A 1,540-nucleotide genomic window follows, 5' to 3' on the forward strand; every position below is an offset into this window, starting at 1 on the left:
CGATCCTCTACCGAGCAGTTGGCTTGTGCAGTTGGGCATGGTCCGGTTGCCGTGCCAGCACGTGGAGCTGGGAGGCGAGTCGCCTGTAGGGGTCTCGGGCGCAGGCTTGCTGCTCTGCTCGCAGCAACCACTGCAGGTCCGGCCCGCTCCCCGCACGCTCTTCACCCGGCGCGGCATCGGTGAATACCCGCACGCCGTACCAGGCCTCGATGCTCATCCCGCGACGCGCCAGACGTTCAGTGACATCGTCGAGCCGGTCGGCCCGGGCTCGCACACCGAGTTCGTTGACGTACGTCGTGGCATCCATGGCCTCCACGGCAGCCTGCCATTCACCTCTCATCCCAGGCCGGAACGCCAAAGCATCACCGTTGCGGAACGTCACGGACAACAAACCACCCGGAGCGACCCGATCACTCAGCCGATCCAACGCGAGCATCGGATCATCGAGGTACATCAATACCCCATGGGCACAGACCACCTCGAACGTGCGGTCACCCAGTACGGCGTCGAGATCCTCAAGGTGGCCCCGACGCAGATCCACGGCGACACCGGCAACATCGACGTCGGCCGCGCACCGCGCGAGCAGTTGCTCTGAAGGATCGACTCCGGTGACGCTGCACCCTCGGCGGGCCAGCCGGATTGCCTGGGTGCCCTGCCCGCACCCGATGTCCAGCGCCGAAGCCCCGTCCTGAACGTGATCATCGAGGTGGCGACCGATCAACTCCTGCCGGACCGTGTTGCGAAGGTTCCCCAGTCGCTCGGTCCAGGTGTCCTCTCCTGCTGAAAACTCGCCCATAGCGTCATCTTGGCAGTCACGGCCCGAGTCGCCTGTTTCGACGTCTCTCGGCGGGTACGACGAGGCCGTACCCGTAACGGGATCGTGTCCGGGCAGAGGCTTGGTGGCTGCGCTTTGCTGTGCCCGGGTTCCATGGACGCATCAACGCGGACGAGTGGTACACTATGCAGTACCACTCGTAGGGAGAGATGATTATGACTGCGATTACTGCAACTGATGCGCGCAAGAGCCTGTTCGGGCTCATCCAGCAAGTCAACGACGACCACACCGCGGTCGAGGTCGTATCCCGGCACGGTAACGCGGTCATCATGTCGAAGGACGACTACGACGCGATGACCGAGACCGCCTACCTTTTGCGGACTCCCGCAAACGCCGAACGACTGCTCGAGGCGATCGAGCGCGCGCGGCGCGGCGAGTTCGAACAGCACGATCTCCTGGACGCGTGACCCGGACGCTCGCCTTCGACCCGAACGGGTGGGAGGACTACGTCTACTGGCAGACCCAGGACCGCAAGACACTCAAGCGCATCAACCAACTCATCGCCGACGTGCTCCGCGACCCGTTCACCGGCATCGGCAAACCGGAACCGCTCAAGCACATCCTGACGGGCGCATGGTCACGCAGGATCGACGAAGCCAACCGCCTCGTCTACTACGTCACCGATGACCACGTCGTCGTCCTGCAAGCCCGGGACCACTACTGACGTCAGGTTCGGGCAACCCCGGGACGCCCGCAGAGGGATCC

General features: G+C 64.4%; 3 protein-coding genes. 2 read left to right on the plus strand and 1 reads right to left on the minus strand.

The annotated features are described in order from the left end of the window. Positions 1 to 7: 7 nt before the first annotated feature. Complete coding sequence (locus RM423_RS24665) at positions 8 to 796, minus strand: methyltransferase domain-containing protein (protein WP_311425682.1); 789 nt, start codon at positions 794 to 796, stop codon at positions 8 to 10. Between the two features lie 194 nt (positions 797 to 990). Between RM423_RS24665 and RM423_RS24670 the strand changes: the two genes are divergently transcribed. Then, the gene (locus RM423_RS24670) at positions 991 to 1,242 is read left to right on the plus strand and encodes a type II toxin-antitoxin system Phd/YefM family antitoxin (protein WP_311425683.1); all 252 of its coding nucleotides are present in this window, start codon (positions 991 to 993) and stop codon (positions 1,240 to 1,242) included. Beyond that, on the plus strand, positions 1,239 to 1,499 hold the full coding sequence (locus RM423_RS24675; RefSeq protein ID WP_311425684.1) for a Txe/YoeB family addiction module toxin: 261 nt from the start codon (positions 1,239 to 1,241) through the stop codon (positions 1,497 to 1,499). The genes RM423_RS24670 and RM423_RS24675 overlap by 4 nt, the downstream gene beginning before the upstream one ends. The last annotated feature ends 41 nt before the right edge of the window (positions 1,500 to 1,540 follow it).

Origin of the sequence: Jatrophihabitans lederbergiae (genome assembly GCF_031845305.1) — a bacterium.
Classification (GTDB): domain Bacteria; phylum Actinomycetota; class Actinomycetes; order Mycobacteriales; family Jatrophihabitantaceae; genus Jatrophihabitans_A; species Jatrophihabitans_A lederbergiae.